The sequence below is a fragment of the Nocardia cyriacigeorgica NBRC 100375 genome, from assembly GCF_000308555.1.
Lineage (GTDB): Bacteria > Actinomycetota > Actinomycetes > Mycobacteriales > Mycobacteriaceae > Nocardia > Nocardia cyriacigeorgica.
In genome coordinates, this window is record NZ_BAFY01000084.1 from 13,372 (window position 1) to 27,245 (window position 13,874).

At 68.5% G+C, this 13,874-nt stretch carries 12 protein-coding genes and 1 pseudogene; 6 read left to right on the plus strand and 7 right to left on the minus strand.

All coding sequences use genetic code 11. The features are described 5' to 3' along the window. Positions 1-189 precede the first annotated feature (189 nt). Positions 190-540 (plus strand): HesB/IscA family protein, encoded by a 351-nt coding sequence (locus RJ05_RS08390; protein WP_014350070.1) that lies wholly within the window; start codon positions 190-192, stop codon positions 538-540. 99 nt (positions 541-639) lie between these two features. Beyond that, positions 640-1,614 (plus strand): carbohydrate kinase family protein, encoded by a 975-nt coding sequence (locus tag RJ05_RS08395; RefSeq protein WP_036535182.1) that lies wholly within the window; start codon positions 640-642, stop codon positions 1,612-1,614. Positions 1,615-1,849: 235 nt separating this feature from the next. Here RJ05_RS08395 and asnB read toward each other — a convergent pair whose 3' ends face one another. Next, complete coding sequence (gene asnB / locus RJ05_RS08400) at positions 1,850-3,793, minus strand: asparagine synthase (glutamine-hydrolyzing) (RefSeq protein ID WP_036535185.1); 1,944 nt, start codon at positions 3,791-3,793, stop codon at positions 1,850-1,852. 515 nt (positions 3,794-4,308) lie between these two features. Here asnB and ctaC point away from each other — a divergent pair. The 3 genes from ctaC (at position 4,309) to RJ05_RS31860 (ending at position 6,818) form a co-directional block, all read left to right on the plus strand. Beyond that, positions 4,309-5,400 (plus strand): aa3-type cytochrome oxidase subunit II, encoded by a 1,092-nt coding sequence (gene ctaC / locus RJ05_RS08405; RefSeq protein ID WP_051016353.1) that lies wholly within the window; start codon positions 4,309-4,311, stop codon positions 5,398-5,400. A 13-nt stretch (positions 5,401-5,413) separates the two neighbouring features. Continuing rightward, complete coding sequence (locus RJ05_RS08410; protein ID WP_014350074.1) at positions 5,414-5,830, plus strand: cytochrome c oxidase subunit 4; 417 nt, start codon at positions 5,414-5,416, stop codon at positions 5,828-5,830. A 145-nt stretch (positions 5,831-5,975) separates the two neighbouring features. Further along, positions 5,976-6,818, plus strand: a complete 843-nt coding sequence (locus RJ05_RS31860) for an NAD(P)H-binding protein (protein ID WP_036535187.1) — start codon at positions 5,976-5,978, stop codon at positions 6,816-6,818. A 53-nt stretch (positions 6,819-6,871) separates the two neighbouring features. On the opposite strand, the pseudogene RJ05_RS08420 reads toward RJ05_RS31860, so the two are convergent. From RJ05_RS08420 to RJ05_RS08435, 4 genes and pseudogenes are all read right to left on the minus strand, one after another. Then, positions 6,872-7,690 (minus strand): annotated as a pseudogene (locus RJ05_RS08420) (AraC family transcriptional regulator); the annotation flags it as partial. Between the two features lie 51 nt (positions 7,691-7,741). After that, positions 7,742-9,019, minus strand: a complete 1,278-nt coding sequence (locus RJ05_RS08425; protein ID WP_036535208.1) for an FAD-binding oxidoreductase — start codon at positions 9,017-9,019, stop codon at positions 7,742-7,744. 53 nt (positions 9,020-9,072) lie between these two features. Beyond that, entirely contained in the window at positions 9,073-10,635 is a 1,563-nt protein-coding gene (locus RJ05_RS08430; RefSeq protein WP_036535190.1) for an alkaline phosphatase D family protein, read from the minus strand. A gap of 115 nt (positions 10,636-10,750) precedes the next feature. Continuing rightward, complete coding sequence (locus tag RJ05_RS08435) at positions 10,751-11,518, minus strand: sporulation protein (RefSeq protein WP_036535210.1); 768 nt, start codon at positions 11,516-11,518, stop codon at positions 10,751-10,753. Between the two features lie 53 nt (positions 11,519-11,571). Between RJ05_RS08435 and RJ05_RS08440 the strand changes: the two genes are divergently transcribed. Beyond that, a complete protein-coding gene (locus RJ05_RS08440) occupies positions 11,572-11,757 on the plus strand; it encodes a hypothetical protein (protein WP_036535191.1) in 186 nt (61 codons plus the stop codon). Between the two features lie 21 nt (positions 11,758-11,778). Here RJ05_RS08440 and RJ05_RS08445 read toward each other — a convergent pair whose 3' ends face one another. Together RJ05_RS08445 and RJ05_RS08450 are read right to left on the minus strand one after the other, a co-directional pair. Next, complete coding sequence (locus RJ05_RS08445) at positions 11,779-12,504, minus strand: lysophospholipid acyltransferase family protein (RefSeq protein ID WP_036535194.1); 726 nt, start codon at positions 12,502-12,504, stop codon at positions 11,779-11,781. A gap of 271 nt (positions 12,505-12,775) precedes the next feature. Then, positions 12,776-13,786, minus strand: a complete 1,011-nt coding sequence (locus RJ05_RS08450; RefSeq protein ID WP_036535196.1) for an ROK family protein — start codon at positions 13,784-13,786, stop codon at positions 12,776-12,778. Positions 13,787-13,874: the final 88 nt, after the last annotated feature.

The window sequence follows — 13,874 nt, forward strand, 5'->3', positions numbered from 1 at the left end:
CAGGCTATTCGATATATGCCACGGCCGGAAATGCGGTCTGCCCGACACACGTGGGCCGGGTCACCCGGGTCGGGTCCGGCACAGGCGGAGAAGGTGGCAAGATGGGAATAGCAGCCCGCCCGGTGGTGTTGACTCCCGACGAGCCGTGCGCTGTTCACGGGATGACCACAGCTGTCCTTAGGAGAGTTCATGACAGTGCAGAACGAGACCGAAGTCCACGGTGTGACGCTCACCGACGCAGCCGCCGCGAAGGCGAAGGCGCTGCTGGACCAGGAGGGTCGTGACGACCTGGCATTGCGGATCGCCGTGCAGCCGGGTGGTTGTGCGGGCCTGCGCTACCAGCTGTTCTTCGACGACCGTTCGCTCGACGGCGACCTGACCGTCGATTTCGGTGGCGTCACCCTCGCGGTCGACCGGATGAGTGCCCCGTACGTCCAGGGCGCCTCGATCGACTTCGTCGACACCATCGAGAAGCAGGGGTTCACCATCGACAACCCCAACGCCACCGGCTCCTGCGCCTGCGGCGATTCGTTCAACTGATCTCAGTTGTTCCTTCAACGGACACGTAGTTGATACGGTGAAGACCCGGACTCCGGTCCAGGTCTTCGCCTTTTGCCGCCTTCAGAGGGGTTCAGCTACGTGTCCATTGCCGTATCCGCGTCCATTGCGACCGACCATCTCATGCGTTTTCCCGGGCGGTTCGCCGACGTCCTGCTGGCCGATCAGCTCGACCATGTGTCGCTGAGCTTCCTCGTCGACGATCTGGTGATCCGTCGCGGTGGGGTCGGCGGCAACATCGCCTATGCCATGGGCCTGCTCGGCCGGAACCCGCTGCTCCTCGGCGCCGTCGGTGCCGATTTCAGCGAGTACCGGCAGTGGCTGGAAGCCCACGGTGTCGACTGCTCGGCCGTGCGCATCTCCGATTCCGCGCACACCGCCCGCTTCGTCTGCACCACCGACGAGGACATGGCCCAGATCGCCTCGTTCTACCCGGGGGCGATGAGCGAGGCCCGCGACATCTCCATCGCCGGCCTGGTCGAGGAGAACCGCACCCTCGACCTGGTGCTGGTCGGCGCGAACGACCCCGAGGCGATGCTGCGGCACACCGCCGAATGCCGTGAACTCGACATTCCTTTCGCCGCCGACCCCTCTCAGCAGCTGGCCCGGCTCGACGGCGACCAGACCGTCCAGCTCATCGACGGCGCCGCCTACCTGTTCACCAACGAATACGAGTGGGGTCTGCTCAAGCAGAAGTCCGGGCTCACCGAGGAGGAAGTGGCCTCCCGTGTCGGCATCCGGGTCACCACGCTCGGCAAGAACGGCGTGGTCGTGGTCGATCGCGACGGCTCCGAGGTCCGCGTCGGCGTGGTGCCGGAGAACGCAAAGGTCGACCCGACCGGCGTCGGCGACGCCTTCCGCGCCGGCTTCCTCACCGGCCACACCGCCGGCCTGAGCCTGGAGCGTGCCGCGCAGCTGGGTTCGCTGGTTGCGGTGCTGGTGCTGGAGACCGTCGGCACGCAGGAATGGAGCCTGGACCCCGATGACGCCCTCAAGCGACTGACCCAGGCCTACGGGCCCGAGGCCGCCGCCGAATTGGAGCCGTTGCTGCGCTGAGGCTCCGCTCGGGCAGCACGCCGCGTCAGCTCGAGCCGGTGTGTCGCCGTACGCGGTGCTCGTCGGTACCGGTCCGGCTCGGCCCGAGGTCCACACCACCGTCGCGTCGGCCGCGTTCGAGGGTCTCGAGTTCGCTCCCGATTTCAGCGGCGCGGTGTAGTCCGGACCGACCCCGAATAGCCGAGTGCCCCGCTCGAAAGAGCGGGGCACTCGCTTTTTCTCGGCTATCGGCGCTCTACAGCGTCACCGGGTACGCCGGCTCCTGGATCTCCGGCTTGATCCGGTCCTCGACGAAGATCCCATGCCACACCATGAACACCAGCAACGTCCAGAGCCTGCGGCTGTGGTCGGAGGTGCCCGCGCGGTGCGCTTCGAGCATCTTGGTGATCGCGGCCTTGTCCAGCAGGTGGTCGGTCTGCGATTCGGCGATCTGCTGCTGGGCCCAGTCGTAGAGTTCGGTGCCGCGCAGCCAATGCCGTAGCGGGACAGGGAAACCCAGCTTGGCGCGGTGCAGCACGTGCGAAGGCACGATGCCTTCGAGGGCCTGGCGCAGCGCGTACTTGGTGGTGTCCTTGGTGATCTTCTGCTCGAACGGGATCCGCTCGGCGACCGCGAAGACCTCCGGGTCCAGGAACGGCACGCGCAGTTCCAGCGAGTTCGCCATCGTCATCTTGTCGGCCTTGACCAGGATGTCGCCGCGCAACCAGGTGAACAGGTCCAGATGCTGCATCCGGGCCACCGGATCCCAGCCGCGCGATTTCGCGTAGATCGGGGCGGTGACGTCCTGATGGGTCCATTCGGGCCGGAAATCGCGCAGCACCGCGCGCAATTGGGCGTCGTTGAAACTGCGGGCATTGCCGTAGTAGCGCTCTTCCAGCGTCAGCGAACCGCGGTGCAGCAGGCTCTTGCCGCGGGTGCCTTCCGGAATCCGGTCCGACAGCTTGCCCGCCAGCCGGCGCAACCCCCGCGGCAGCCGCTCGAACGGCTTCAGCGACAACGGTTCCCGGTAGATGGTGTAGCCGCCGAACAGCTCGTCGGCGCCCTCGCCGGATAGCACCACCTTGACGTGCTTGCGGGCCTCCTTGGCCACGAAATACAGCGGCACCAGTGCGGGGTCGGCCACCGGATCGTCGAGGTACCAGACGATTTCGGGAATGGCGGCGGCGAACTCGGCGGGCGAGACCACCTTCACGATGTGCCGGGCCCCGATCGCGGCGGCGCTCTCGGCGGCGACATCGACCTCTGAATAGCCTTCCCGCTCGAACCCGGTGGTGAAGGTGATCAGGTTCGGGTTGTGCCGCATGGCCAGCGCGGCGATGGCGGTGGAATCGATGCCGCCGGACAGGAACGAACCGACGGTCACATCGGCGCGCATGTGCTTGGCGACCGAGTCCTCCAACGCCGCGGCGATCTCCCGGTAGCGGGCCTGCTCCGAGCCAGCCGCGAACGGCTTGACCCGGAACGTCGGCTCGAAGTAGCGGACCGTCTTCGGTTCCTCGCCGGGCTGGACCATCGCGTAGCTACCGGACTCGAGCCTGCGGATGCCTGCGTGCAGCGTCTCCGGCTCGGGCACGTATTGCAGCACCGTGTAGTGCTCGAGCGCGCGCGGATCCAGCTCATCACCGGCACCGATCGCCGGCAGCAGCTCGAGCAGGCTCTTCTTCTCGCTGCTGAACGCGGTCCCACCGGGGCCGGTGGCCAGGAACAGCGGCTTGATGCCGAACGGGTCGCGGGCCAGGAACAACTGCTCGGTCTCGGTATCCCAGATCGCGAAGGCGAACATGCCGCGCAACCGGCGCACCGCATCGGGGCCCCAATAGTGGAAGGCCGCCACGATGGACTCGCTGTCGCCCTCGGTGGCGAACATGGCACCGTCCGGGAACTCGGCGGCGTGCTCGCGTGCCAGCTCCTCGCGCAGCTCGAGGTAGTTGTAGATCTCACCGTTGAAAGTGAGGGCATAGCGCTGCGGATTGTCGGCCGGGCCCCAGCGCAGCGGCTGATGCGAATGCTCGATATCGATGATCGACAGGCGGTTGAAACCGAAGATCACATGCTCGTCGTGCCAGGTGCCGCGCTCATCCGGCCCGCGGTGGCGGCCGCAGTGCAGGGCGTCGTACACCTGCTCCACCGTGTCGGGCGCTGCTTTGTCAGACGTCAGAAATCCGAGCAGTCCACACACGGCGTCGGCAACCTCTTTCCTGCGGTCGGGCGCCGCGCCGATCCGGTTCGCGCGCGGCGGGGGATTCCCTGGCGAAAATCTAGTGACCGAGTATGCCCCACGCGGCGGCCGATCGCCTTGTTCAGGGCAGCGATCCCGGCGGCGCCGACGCCGGGAATCGTCCGCATCCGCGCCGACATCCGGTGCCGCACAGATGCCGCGGCCAGCGGTCCCACGTCGGGCGGCTATCGGCGGTCGTGGCCCGCGTTCCGGTCGTGCGGCCGCGACGCGGACGGCCAGGTGCAGGGCCGATGGCGTCACCGGCGCGGATGCGTGCCGCACCACGGAGTGTCGAAGCCGACCCGACGCGGAACCAAGACCAGGTTTGGTCTACGCTGCGTAGTACTCGGGCCGTCCCGTGGTGCTCCGTGCGCGAAAGCGCCGGTATCCGCGGTGAGGTTCGGACAAGCTGTTGACGTGCCGTCCCCAGCGGGCGGTGCAGTGTCGGAATGTGTGGCGACCAGGAAGGCGTGAGCGTGGCGCACAAGGCGAGCGACGAGATCGGGGCACACCCCGCCCGGGGGCGGCAGGGCCGTGTCCTTCGGCGGGCCGGGCTGGCGGTGTCCTTGGGGATCACCGCGATGCTCGTCTCGGGCTGCTCGATCGACAATGTCTGGCTGCGGTTCGGCTGGCCATCGGGCATCACGCCGCAGGCCACCCGCATGCGCGAGCTGTGGACCTGGTCGGTCGTCGCCGCCCTGCTGATGGGTGTGCTGGTGTGGGGTCTGACCTTCTGGACCATCGCCTTCCACCGCAAGAAGAAGGACTCGCCGGAGTTCCCGCGCCAGACCGGCTACAACGTGCCGCTGGAGCTGACCTACACGGCGATCCCGTTCGTCATCATCGCGGTGCTGTTCTACTTCACCGTCGTGGTGCAGAACTACGTGCACGAGAAGGTCGACAACCCCGACGTCGTCGTGGATGTGACCGCCTTCCAGTGGAACTGGAAGTTCGGCTACCGCACCGTGGACCTGAAGAACGGCTTCACCTACAACGGCATCGACACCGAGCGTGAGGCCCTCAACGAGGAGCAGCTGAAGGCCTACGAGGAGCGCATCGACCCTGAGCACGGCCACCCGCAGCCGGGTCCGGTGCACGGCAAGCCGGAAAACGACATCCTGTCCTACCTGCACTACGACAAGATCGAGACCATCGGCTCCAGCAACGAGATCCCGGTGCTGGTGCTGCCGACCGGCAAGACCATCGAGTTCCAGCTCGCCGCCGCCGACGTCATCCACGCCTTCTGGGTGCCGGAGTTCCTGTTCAAGCGCGACGTGATGCCGAACCCGAAGGAAAACCACTCCGACAACGTCTTCCAGATCACCAAGATCGAGAAGGAAGGCGCGTTCGTCGGCCGCTGCGCCGAGATGTGCGGTACCTACCACTCGATGATGAACTTCGAGGTCCGCGCCGTCTCGCCGGAGAAGTTCCAGGCCTACATCGAAGCGCGCGACAAGGGCATGACCAACGCCCAGGCGCTCGAGTCCATCGGTGAATCGCCGGTGGCCACCTCCACCCGGCCGTTCAACACCGACCGCACCGTCAAGAGCGCGGCCGAGAGCAACTGAGGACTGATCTGACATGAAGATCGAAGCGCGGATTTTCGAACTGCTGACGGTGTTCTTCGTCATCGTCGGCATCGTCTACGGCTTCTTCACGGCACAGTCGCGCACCGGCGTCGAATGGGCGGGCACCACCGCCATCGTGCTGACCGCGGGCCTGTCGCTGATCATCGGCACCTACTTCCGCTTCGTCGCCCGGCGCCTGGACCTGCGCCCGGAGGACTACGAAGACGCCGAGATCGTCGACGGCGCCGGCGACCTGGGCTTCTTCTCGCCCGGCAGCTTCTGGCCCATCTGCCTCGCGGCCGCCGGTTCGGTCACCGCCCTCGGCCTGGCCTTCTTCCAGTTCTGGCTGATCGGCATCGGCGTCGTGCTGGTCCTGATCGCCGCCGGCGGTCTGGTCTTCGAGTACCACATGGGTCCCGAGAAGCACTGACACAGCAGCACGGCGATCGCCCCACCGGTTCCTACCGGTGGGGCGATCGCCGTTTCACGGGGTTCCGGTGAGCCTCGTCAAGCGCCTATCTGTTCCGGCGCCTCGGACATGGCTGCGGCCCACCCGCGCGGGCGAGGATCGAATCATGGAAAACAGCACAGTGCTCGTCATCGGTGGGACCGGCAAAGTGGGGCGGCGCGTCGCCGCGCTACTGCGGGAGCGCGGAGTCGACGTCCGCGTCGCCTCCCGATCCGGTGAGATTCGATTCGACTGGACCGACCCGCAGACATGGGACGCCGCGCTCGTCGGGGTACAGGCCGTCTTCGTGGTGCCGTTGGATGTCTCGCCGTCGCCCACTCCGGCGCTGGTGCGTGCGGCCGCCGCGGCAGGTGTTCACCGGGTGGTGTTGCTGTCCGCGCGTGGTGTCGATACGCCGGGGTACTTCGGAGACGACTACGCCGGTGGCCGATCCCACCTCGACGGGGAGGCGGCACTGCGCGCGTCCGGCCTGTCCTGGACGGTGCTGCGGCCGAGCTGGTTCATGCAGAACTTCTCCGAAGGCGCCTTCCTCGACGGTGTGCTCTCGGGTCGGCTCGCCTTGCCGACCGCCGAGGGAAAAGCGGCCTTCGTCGACGCAGGCGACATCGCCGAGGTCGCCGTGGCGGCTCTGACCGGTGACGGGCATGACGGGCAGATCTACGATCTGACGGGGCCTGCGCCGCTGAGCATCCCGGAGGCACTCACCGAGATCGCGGTGGCCTCGGGGCGGCGTGCGGACTACGTTCCGGTGGAAGTCGCCGACTTCGTGCGGGAGCTGACCGAGCTCGGCCTCTCCGAGGCGGAGATCGACCTTTGGTCGGGCGCCTTGCGGTCGATTCGCACCAGCTCCGACGCGGTGGTCGCCGACGGGGTACGCCGTGCGCTCGGCCGGGAACCGCGAACCTTCGCCGAATTCGCCGCGGCGGAGGCGGATGCCTGGCGCGCGTAATCGGCGGTGGCGACCCGGGTGTCGGAGCCGCCGACCGCGGTGCGACGGTAGGCACTCGGGCTCATCCCGCGAACCCGCTTGAACGCGCTGGAGAAGCCGAACGCATCGGCATATCCGACTCGCCGGGCGATCGCGGCCACGGTGAGCTCGGAATGGGCCAGCAGGTCGGCCGCGAGGGTGAGCCGCCATTCGGTGAGGTAGGCGGCCGGGCTCTGGCCGACCGAGGCAGTGAAGCGAGTGGTGAAGGTGGTGCGCGCGACCCCGGCGGTCGCGGCCAGCTCGGCCGTCGACCAGGCCCGTGCCGGGTCGGCGTGCAGAGCGGCCAGCGCCGGGCCGACGACGTCATCGCCGAGTGCGCGATACCAGGCCGGCGGTTCGGCTTCGGGGCGGTCGAACCATTCGCGCAGCGTGCACACCAGCAGCCAGTCCAGCATCCGGTCGAGCACGATCTGCCGGCCCGGTCCCGACAGCGTCAGCTGCGCTTGCAGATAATCCCGCAGCGGGCCGCAGTCCTCGGCATCGGTGACCACCGCGACCCGCGGCAGCACCCGCAACAACCGTTGCGGCACCTCGGCCCGGATGTCGTAGGAGCCGACCATCAGCACGGTCGGCTCCGCCTCGGTCACGCCGGGTCCGGGCGCGTCGGTGAACGTGAACGGATCGGGCCCGCACACGATCGCCGTCTGCCCCGCCCCGATCCGCCGCGGCTCGCCATCACCGGTGTCGAGCACCCCGCCGCCGCGCATCGGCGCGCACAAGGTCAGATACGCCGACTCACCCAGCAGCAACGACCCCGACGGCGCAAGCTGTGACTGCTCGAACACCGATCCATCGCCCCGGACGTTGCGCAGCAGTTCGTCGAACACATCCACACCGCCACGATAGGGGTCCGTGGCGGCGCGAGCGACGGAGCCGACCGCGCACTACTCCCCGGATTCGTAGCGCAGGGCGTTCTCCGAGCGGCAGATTTCGTCGATGGTGGTGACGATGTCGCGGAGTTGTTCGGAAGGCAGGGAGGCCGGGCGCAGGCGGCAGGTGAAGGTGATGAGGCCGTGGTCTTCGGAGGGCAGGCCGCGGGTGGCCGATTCCGCGCGCAGGAATTTCGAGCGCACGCCGTAGGTCATGGCGGAGATGACGGTGAAGCAGCCGGTGCGTTCGCGGTGGCCGGCGAACAGGTCGTGCAGGCGGTAGAAGACCGAGGTGTAGCTCGACAGCGGCGCGAACACGCCGACGCGGTAGGCGGGGCCGCGTTCGGAGGAGCTGATGACGGTGTCGGCGAGATATTCGGCATCGCGCAGGGTGAGCACCTTCGGGGTGAGCATGACCGCGCCCGCGGCGGCGTTGCGCACCGGCATGCCCGCGCGGCCGCCGGCGGCCGAGGCGATCACACCGAGCGATTTACGGGCCCTGGTGCCCACTTCGCGGCGCGCGCGCAGCGAACGGGTGGGTGCGGTGGGGTAGAGGCTCGACCACTGGCCGAACCGCACGGTGCCCAGCTGCACGTGCCCGGTGCCGACCGGCCGCGACACCTTCAGCGGCGCCGTATCGACCCAGCGGCCCACCTGCAACACCGCCTCGCCGGGCCGCGCGACCTGACCGTGCGCGTACTCGACGAAGGAATCGAAATCCAGGAAGCGGTGGGCGTTGGTGCTGAGCCAGCTGTGGTCCTTGTCCACCGCGACGGTGTCGAGGGTCAGCGCGGTGATGATGCCCGCGCGCCCGCCTGCGCCGAGAATGCGATGGAAGCGTTCGGTGTGATGGTCGCGCCCGCAGGTACCGATGCGCCCGTCCGGATCGACGTACTCGAGGTCGACGATCTGATCGATGAACATGCCGTACTTGTGCGAGGCCGTGCTCACTCCGCCGACGGAGGCGAATCCGCCCGCGGTGATATCGCGGTGGTCGCCCACGATCGGCAGACCGAGCCCGTGCGCGCCGAGCCGCCGGTCGATCTCGGACAACCGAGCGCCGGCCTGCACCCGGACCGTGCCGCGCCGGAGATTGATATCGAGCACCGAATTCATCCGGCGCATCGACACCACGGCGCGCTGATCGGGCACCGACACGCCGTCGTCGACCAGCTCACCACCGCAAACAGTGAGCGGTTCGGCGCGCTGACGCGAATCGCGCACGGTGCGAACGACATCCGCGGTGTCACGAGGGAGATGTTCTTCGGCGGCGACAGTGTGCGGCGTGCTCATGGCACGCAAGCTAACCACAGCACGCGCCCGCGTGCGCGGCCGATCCTGCCGGTTCATCGGCCCGGTGCGGGCAGCCGCCGACTGAACAGCACCGTTGCGCTCGCATCGCACAGATTCACCGTCAGATCCCTTGACCGGCCGTCGATCAGCACCTCGCCGAAATGCTGGTAGGCGCCGTCGAGCGGGGAGGTATTCGGCTGCGGCGGGGCGTGCACGAACACCGCTTCGGGACCGAAGGTCGGATCGAGAGTGTTGGGTCCGAACGCACCCGCGTTGAGCGGGCCGGAGACGAATTCCCAGAACTCGTCGAAATCGGTGAACGCGGCGCGTTCAGGGGAGTAGTGGTGGGCGGCGGTGTAGTGGACGTCGGCGGTCAGCCACACCACGCCGGTGACCCGATCGCGTTTGATCGCCGAGAGCACCTGGGCGATCTCGGATTCGCGGCCGGAGGGTGCGCCCGGCTTTCCGTTGGCGGGGCCTTCGAACGCGGTCTTGCCGTCCGGCACCACCACACCGAGCGGCAGGTCGTTGGCGATGATCTTCCAGGTGGCGGTGGAGGCACGCAGCCCGTCGATGAGCCAGCGGGTCTGCTGCTGGCCGAAGATGTGGCCGCCGGGGGAGACGTTGGCGCCGTTGGTGTCTTTGTAGGTGCGCATATCGAGCACGAACACATCCAGCAGCGGGCCGTAGGAGATGGAGCGATAGAGCCTGCCGTCGGCGGCCTCGTGCGGGTCGAGCGGGTTCCACTCGTGGAAGGCCTGCCAGGCGCGGGCGGCGAGGGTGTTCATATCGCGCTCGGTGTAGCCCTTGTCGGCGGCTACAGTGCCGCCGGGCGACCAGTTGTTGGTGGTTTCGTGGTCGTCCCACTGGACCAGCTGCGCGACCGAGGAGTTGAAGCGGCGGACGTTGTCGTCGGAGAGGTTGTAGGCGTACTGGCCGCGAAATTGGTCGAGGGTTTCCGCGACCGCACTCTTGGCTTCGGTGACGATGTTCTTCCAGACCCGGCCGTCGGGCAGCGGCACGGTCTCCCGCAACGGCCCGTCGGCGTAGACGACGTCGCCGGAGTGCAGGAACAGGTGCGGGTCGCGGGCGGCCATGGTGGAGAAGATCCGCATGCCGCCGATATCGGGATTGATGCCGAAGCCCTGGCCCGCGACGTCACCGGACCACTGCAACCGGATATCGGCCGGGGCCAGCGGGGCGGTGCGGAAGACGCCCGTCAGGGGTTCGGAGGTGGCGCCGTCCTCGCCTTCCAGGGTGACGCGGTAGTGCACGAGTTCGCCCGCGGGCAGCCCGGAGACGCGCAGGCGGCCGGTGCCATCGGTATCGGGGGTCAGCAGCGGTCCGGTGAATCGTTTGGCGTCGGCGAAGGATTCGGTAGCGGCGGTTTCCACGATCAAGGTCGCGGGACGGTCCGAACGAGCCCAGAGGAGGGCGCCGTCGCTACGCGGATCGCCGACGGCGACGCCGTGGGTGAGCGTCGGCCGCTGCCGGACCAGCGCGGGCCCCGCATCGTTCGAGCAGGCCGCCAGCGTGGGTGCGGCCACAAGGCCGAGCGCCGAGGTGCGCAGCAATGCGCGCCGGGAGAAGCCGGTGCCGGGGCGGAGAACAACCATGGCGTCGACTGTGGCGCAGCCGGGGCAACGCAATGTGAACGCGCGTCGTCGGCCGGGTCAACGACTCGCCGATGCTCCGCACGCCGGGACCGGGTGGCGAGCCGCACCCGTCGACTCAGCGCGAGGCGAGAGTGTTCAGCCGGTGCCCGATGGCCGCCGTCCAATCCACCTGGCCCACCGTCGCGTAGTCGATCCACATGGTCCCGATGTCATCGCGACCCGCGGCGCGGAAGCTACCGCGCTTATCGGCTTCGAGTACGACGTTCATGCCGTTGTCGGCGGCGAGGAAGGTCAGTTCGAGTTGGTTGACGCGCGGGAAGCGCGGGGAGGGACCGAATTCGATTTCCTGATAGAACGGCAACTGCTGCGCAGCGCCCGCGATGCGCCCGGCTTCGACATCGGTGCTACGCAGCGCGAAACCCCAGCGCAGGATCGCGTCGAGCACCGCCTGCTGCGCGGGCAGTGCGGCGACGGCGATGGGGTCGGTGTCGGTGGCGTCCACGCCGCTGTCGAGTTCGACCACCGTGCGGACCGCGATGGCCGCGCCGGGCAGGTAGCGGCCGTTGTAGAAGGTGATCGGGGTTTCCCTCGGAACGTGCAGCGCGAACGGGAATTCCAGGAACGCCCCCGGCCCGACCTCGAAGCCACCGTGCAGCGGCAGTTGCGCGAAGGAGGCTTCACCGAGGGCTTCGCCGTCGCTGTACTCCACCTCCACCCGGGTCACCAACTCCACGCCGACCCTCGACACGCGTTGCCGCGCCTGCCCGCCGCGCAACCGAACGACGCCCCGCACCACCCCGCCGGGTTGCACCCCGGTACCGAACAATTCGGTTTCCACCTCGGCCGCACCCACCCCGACCGACGCAAGCAACTTCTTGAACATGACCGCGACTCTGCCATCCCGGACGTGGCGCACCATTACCGATCGGTAGCGCTGTGATCGAGGACATTCACCATGAAACCGAAACGGGCCGCGGCGATTTCGATGGTGTCGACGGGCGTGCCGGCAAGGAGCTGTTGTGGCGGGGTGAATCCGGGGCGGTACCGGCCACCGAGGCGGCCTCCGGGACGGTCGCCCGCGCACTGCCCTCCGATGCAGACGTCCCGCCCACCGGAAGGTGAGCGGGACGTCGAGAACGGAATTCAGCTCGCGGCGGACTCGGGGATGCGGGTGGCTTCGGGCGCCGAGCCGGACGGCACGCCCTTCTTCAGGCTGGCGGCGTAGACGTCGACGTACTCCTGGCCGCTCATGCGCATGAGTTCGTACATGACCTCGTCGGTGACGGCACGTTCGACGAAGCGGTTGCCGCCCATGCCTTCGTAGCGGGAGAAGTCGATGGGGGCGCCGAACTTGACGGTGACCTTGCGGCGGCGCCAGCGGAACGGTCCGGGCGGGCTGACCTCGTCGGTGCCGATCACCGCGACCGGGATGACGGGGACACCGGTCTCCAGCGCCAGTCGCGCCATTCCGGTCTTGCCCTTGTAGAGGCGGCCGTCGGGGGAGCGGGTGCCCTCCGGGTACAGGCCGACCAGCCGACCCTGATCGATGAGTTTGCGGGCGGCGTTGAGGGCGTCCTCGGCGGCGCTGGCCCCACTGCGGTCGATCGGGTACTGCCCGGTGCCGCTGAAGAAGAACTTCTGCAGCCTGCCCTTGAATCCGGGGGTGTTGAAGTATTCGGCCTTGGCCAGGTAGTTGATCCGGCGCGGGCTCATCAGAGGTGCGAACAGCCAGTCCGCGAACGAGAGGTGGTTACCGGCGAGAATGGCTGCGCCGTCGGCGGGAATGTTCTCCACGCCTTCTACCGTGGGCCGGTTGTAGATGTGGATGAGCGGGCCGATCAGCACGTACTTCAGCAGCCAGTAGAACATGACGTCCTTACCCCCGGGAGCGGGATCGTAGGCGGGCACCTCTCGGTTGCCGACTTTACCGCTGGACGCAGATCACATCCAAGCGCAGAGGCGAATCTCACCACACCGCGTCGGCCCGGTGCGGTCCCCGGCCCGGTGCTGTCGGGAGTTTCCGCGTCCGCGGCCCGAGGCCGGCGGTGCGCGCGGACGGCGCGGATTCGGTTTGCCGCGAGTGTGCCCGGCGCGCCGGCCGGCTGCGTTCCGCGACGACCGCGTTCGACGACGACCGCGCTCAGCGACTGGTGTGCGCGACCGAGGAGATGTCACCGCCGGGCGCGGCGAGCGCGGCCCGCGCCATCTCGGCGACGCCGATCATGCCCGCCGCCTCACCGAGTTGGGTAGTGCGGATGCGGGCGAGCGGCCGATGCCCGCGGCCGGTGAGCGCGGCGGCGTACTGTTCGCGGGCATCATCGAGGAACAGCGGCGCCGAACTACTCACCCCGCCCGCGATGACCACCAGGTCCGGATCGAAGATGTCGGCGACGAAGGCCAGGCCGAGCCCGAGCCAGCGGGCGAAATCGGTCATGGCGCGCAGTGCGAGCGGATCACCGTCCTGGGCCGCGCCGGCGACGCGACGGCCGGTGAGCGAGCCCGGATCCCGCAGCACCTCCCTGGCCAGCAACGATGGGCCTGGGTCGGTGGCGAGTAGTTCGATCGCGGTATCGGCCAGCGCCGTCCCGCTGCAGTAGCGCTCCCAGCAGCCGCGCTTGCCGCACGCGCAGGCCCGCCCTTCCGGAACCACCTGCAGATGCCCGAGTTCGGGTGCGATGCCATGTGTGCCGCGATAGAGCTTGCCGTCGATGAGCAGGGCGGCCCCGATGCCGGTGCCGATCGCCACCAGCACCACGTTGTGCCCGCCCGCCGCCGCGCCGAACCGGTATTCGGCCCACATGGCGGCATTGGCGTCGTGTTCCAGCAGCACCGGCAGGCCGAGCCGGTCGGTGAGCCGCTGCGCGACCGGCGCGTCCTGCCAGGGCAGATGCGGTGCGAACCGGACGGTGGTGTGGTCGCCGTTGACGAAACCGGCCACCGCCAGACCCACCGCGTCGATGCGATGGCGACCGGCGAGTTCGCGCACCGCCCGGTCGATTGCGTCATCGAGCGCCCGCGCCGAATGCGGGGTCGGCGCCTGCACGGTGTCGAGCACCGAACCTTCGCTGTCGACCACCGAGGCACGAATGTTGGTGCCGCCGACGTCGATTCCGACGGTCAGTGGGTGCGAACCCGCCGCCGATGCGGTCATGTCTTGATCGTCACGGGAATGCCGACGTAACGGGATCGACTGCGCTTGCCTCCGCCCGATTCCGCGGCGCCGGCGCCGGTGCCGGACT